Source organism: Silvanigrella sp. (assembly GCF_044369315.1).
In the GTDB taxonomy this organism is placed as follows: Bacteria; Bdellovibrionota_B; Oligoflexia; order Silvanigrellales; family Silvanigrellaceae; genus Silvanigrella.
In genome coordinates, this window is sequence record NZ_JBIPMD010000262.1 from 1 (window position 1) to 4302 (window position 4302).

The 4302-nt window shown below is 28.8% G+C and carries 2 protein-coding genes; both read right to left on the bottom strand.

Features of this window, described 5'->3' with window-relative positions; translation table 11 throughout:
* Positions 1 to 82 precede the first annotated feature (82 nt).
* Positions 83 to 1510, bottom strand: coding sequence for a hypothetical protein (locus tag ACIQ56_RS14995; protein WP_397601853.1), 1428 nt, complete (start codon positions 1508 to 1510; stop codon positions 83 to 85).
* 200 nt (positions 1511 to 1710) lie between these two features.
* Entirely contained in the window at positions 1711 to 3621 is a 1911-nt protein-coding gene (locus tag ACIQ56_RS15000; RefSeq protein ID WP_397601854.1) for a fumarate reductase/succinate dehydrogenase flavoprotein subunit, read from the bottom strand.
* Between the last annotated feature and the right edge of the window lie 681 nt (positions 3622 to 4302).

The following is a 4302-nucleotide window of genomic DNA, read 5'->3' on the forward strand; positions in this document are numbered from 1 at the left end:
CCTTCTTTTGGTTAACACCATTTCAACACCTCTTTCCTATAAGTTTTTTTCGGATCTGGGTGTCTACTTTCTTAGGGGAGGATCAAACCTGTTCAATTATTTTAGGCATAATCCCTTTATAATTTGAAGAAGTGCTTGAAAATTTTTCTAAAATATCAAAAAATTTCTTTATATAAAATTTTGAATTCATAATAGCTTCATTCATTTGAAATATATCATTATAAAAAAATTCATTGCTAAAATTTTCAAAATGAAAAGTTGTTTTACTTGCTGAAGTAATATTTTCAAATTTAAGAGAGGAATCATTTTTTATACTAAATTTTGAATATAGAGGAATGGAATGAACTTCTGTCAAATTAGAGCATTTAAAATAAGGAACGATAATCGTATCATTGGCGAATGCTGTTTTAATTTTTAAATAATATATGATATCTAGCTTTTTGTCTTGAACGATATATTTTTTATGTATTTTATAATCTATACCTTCTTTCATTTCGACATCATTATGGTTTCTATCAAAAAACTGGATATGATCTATACCAATAAATTTCTTTTTGGAACCTCTATCTAAAGTAAAATATCCTTTTTTCCCTTTTTTAAAAAAAAGCGGATCACCTTGTTTTCGAAATACATTTTTTACAGGAAAGCAATTTAAATGCGCAAAATGATTTAGATCTTGAAATTCAGGGAGCGTTTTGCTCAAAGGGATTTCTATTGTTATCGTTTCATTTGCTTTTAAATTCATTTTAAACATAGATAAATCAATATCAATAAATGAATAATTGTTTAAATAATTCACAAATTGATGAATGTAAAAAGAATAATTATTATTTTTATGTATAGATAAATCAAATATATTAGAAAAGGAATATTTCAAAATATTTCTATCTTCACTTGATTCATAAGTTTTGTCTAAATATGTTATTTTAATTTTTTTTTGGGTCAGAAGCAGTTCATCTAAAAATCTATAAAAATAACTAAATTTATTACAATCAAAGTATATTTTTAATATATTTAAATTTTCAATATCTGCTCTTGCTTTAACTTCTAAGAAAGCAGAAAAATTTTTACCCTTTTTATCGAAATAGGAATTTACAATTTCTATAGGTTGCAATGCTATGGGTAAATTATTACAAAATATTTTATTATCAGCAGAATTTTCATTTAAGTAAAATAAGGTATTTTCATTTAATGTATTTGTTTTGAAAAGGCCATTATTAGGAGGAACAGCTTTTAAGACAAAAGAAGAAGTAAGAGGCTGAAACCATTCTTCTAAATAATTGCTAAGATTGCTATTTTTTTGAATATTTGCCTTTGCTATAAAATTTGTTTCAATTTGCGCAAGCATGTAAGCATAACATTCTTTAAACCTATCTGTTTCCGGATCATTCAATGCATTTAGGTCAGCAAATAAAGCGGGAAATAAACTTGGATTATTTAATGTAATTTCATGAATTTTAGTAGTAAAGACTTCTAACATGTGAGATAATTTTTTTTGATTAATATTCATAACATATTCTTTAAAATGGAACAAAATAGAAATGATATTCATAAAAATTTATGAATATTTCAAAACTTGAAATTTATATTCTGGTATTTAAATTTTTACAAATTATTTTTATTATTAAATAGTTAACTATAAAATTATTTTTTCTGTTCATATATCTGAAAAATATGTATTATTTTTCAGATAAAAAAAATAATTCTCTTTTAACGGTAATCTCTTTGAGTTGGCTTGCAGTATTCATATTCTAAAGGTTCTATTAGCCTTTCTGGTACTTTATTTTCTTCAGTAAATTTCCAACAAGCAATATGGCTAAAGTCTTTGTCATTTCTTTGCGGATCGCCGTTTGAAGTTTGATATTCCTCTCTTAAATGGCTGCCGCAGGATTCTTCGCGCGCAAGGGCATCTCGGCACATAAGCTCTGCAAGTTCAATATAATCGGAAACACGCAAAGCCTTTTCTAATTCTTGATTTAATGTATTAGCATACTTTGGGATTTTTAAATGATTCCAAAACTCTTCTTTAATTTTTGGAATTTCATTTAATGTGTATTGCAACTTTTCTTTATTTCGCGACATAGAGCAAGCATTCCACATTAATTTTCCAAGTTTGTCATGAATGGTGTCTGCTAAAATATTTCCATTTATTTTTATTAATTTTTGAATTTTTTCTTTGTTGCTTTCTATAGATTCTGAGAATTCTACTTTATTATTTTGAACAGGGGATAAATGAGTATTTGCTAAATAATTACCAAGTGTGCTTGGTAAAATAAAGTAGCCATCTACCAGTCCTTGCAAAAGAGCATTTGCTCCTAAACGGTTTGCACCATGTTCACTAAAGTTTGCTTCTCCTAATACAAATAGGCCAGGGATATTAGACATTAAATTATAATCAACCCAAAGACCTCCCATTGTATAATGAATGGCAGGATAAATTTTCATAGGAGAATGATAAGGATTATCTCCTACTATCTTTTCATACATTTGAAATAAGTTACCGTATTTTTCTTCTAAAAATTTATTTCCTTGGCTTGCTACTTTATCTTTAAAATCTAAGTAAACAGCAAGTCCAGAACTTCCTACACCATAACCTTCATCACATACTTTTTTAACAGCGCGAGAAGTAACATCACGTGGTACTAAATTTCCAAAATTTGGGTAACAGCGTTCTAAAAAATAATCTCTGTCTTCTTCATGAATTTCATTTGGAAGTCTTGTCTCATTTTTGAGTTTTGGTACCCAAATTCGTCCATCATTTCTTAGTGATTCTGACATGAGTGTTAACTTAGATTGTTCTGCACCCGCAATAGGAATACAGGTTGGGTGGATTTGGGTGAAACATGGATTTGCAAAACCCGCTCCTCTTTTATAAGCGCGCCAAATTGCGGTTGCATTCGATGGTTTTGCATTTGTAGAAAGATAATATAAATTTGCATAACCACCCGTTGCTAAAACAACAGCATCTGCAGAATACGTTTCTATTGCTCCTGTTAAAAGATCGCGAACAACAATACCGCGCGCTTTTCCTTCCACAACAATAAGATCGATCATTTCTTTGCGAGAATGCATTGTAATATTTTTTTCTGATACTTGACGCATCATCCCTTGATAAGCTCCAAGTAACAGCTGCTGACCAGTTTGACCTTTTGCATAAAAGGTTCTTTCAACTTGTGTGCCACCAAAAGATCGATTGTCTAATAATCCGCCATATTCTCGCGCAAAAGGAACGCCAACAGCAACACAGTGATCAATAACCTTATTTGATAATTCTGCTAAGCGATAAACACCGGCCTCCCTAGCGCGATAATCCCCGCCCTTTACCGTATCGTAAAAAAATCGGTAGGTGGAATCACCATCATTTTTATAATTTTTACATGCATTTATTCCCCCTTGTGCCGCAATAGAATGAGCCCTTCTAGGAGTATCTTGGAGACAAAAGGCATCAACTTTATAACCTGCTTCTGCTAAAGTAGAGGCGGCGGAAGCGCCCCCTAATCCAGTGCCAACAACAATTACTGAAAATTTTTTTCGATTGGCCGGATTGATTAATTTACTTTCAAAAACATGTTTTTTCCATTTATCTTCTATAGGACCACTTGGTACATTATTTTTAAGCATTCTGTAAATTCCTATTTCATTTTAAATGTTTGAAAAAATTTTTATAATTTTTAATAAATAAGCTATGAAAATAGATTCAAAACGAATCACCTTTATTTTAATACATAAGTATTGCCTTCTTTGCAATAATGATAATGATTTTCAATATATAAAGCATTTTAATACTTAATCCAGAACACAATGTGCAATAAATAAAAGCGAATTTAATAATTATATTTAATTTTGAATTGAAAAAAATATCTAAAAAATATTTATCACATCGCATGAATTTAATTTTTTAGATATTGTTTATTTAAAACTTGTGCATTAAAATAAATATTAAATTAAGTTTCTAAATACTAAATTTTATACTAAATTAATAAAACGTCGAGCATATTGTCACAATAAAGCAATATAATAAGACGATTACATATAAAATAGATATTCAGCCTAAACTTGATCATTTTTTAAACAAATGAAAAAGGCTAGTTGAACTTAAAATTTTAATTTAATTATATCACATAATCATTTGAGGGATAAAATGTCTTTTAAAAAAATAGGAGTTTGCTCAATTGCTGCATTTGCCTTAATTGGCTGCGGCTCTTCAACAAAAGAAGGCAAAAATAATAGTAAAAAAATGGAAATGACCTCTTTTAATATGTCTTCAAAAGGAACTGCTAACAATATACAAATAAATAATAT